The following is a 311-nucleotide window of genomic DNA, read 5'->3' on the forward strand; positions in this document are numbered from 1 at the left end:
CTTAATTTATTTAACGTAATTTTTTACGTTTTGCTGTTTTTAATATGAATAGTTTGCGAAAATAGTATTTTATAAGGATAAAAAAACACTATTCGTAAAAATTGATAGTAACGAAAACGTTATCGTGTTAATAAATAGTTTTGCCCTAACTTACTTTATTTCAACTAAAAACCATTTGCAGAGACGCAAATGGTTTTTTAAAATTAAAATAGAATGTTTTTGTGTATACTTCTTCATCTTAATAAGGAATAACCCACGACCAATGCGCCTAGTAGTAATACCGGTGCATAATCGTAGAATGGTGTGGCTGG

Origin of the sequence: Flavobacterium sp. (genome assembly GCF_003525665.1) — a bacterium.
GTDB lineage: Bacteria > Bacteroidota > Bacteroidia > Flavobacteriales > Flavobacteriaceae > Flavobacterium.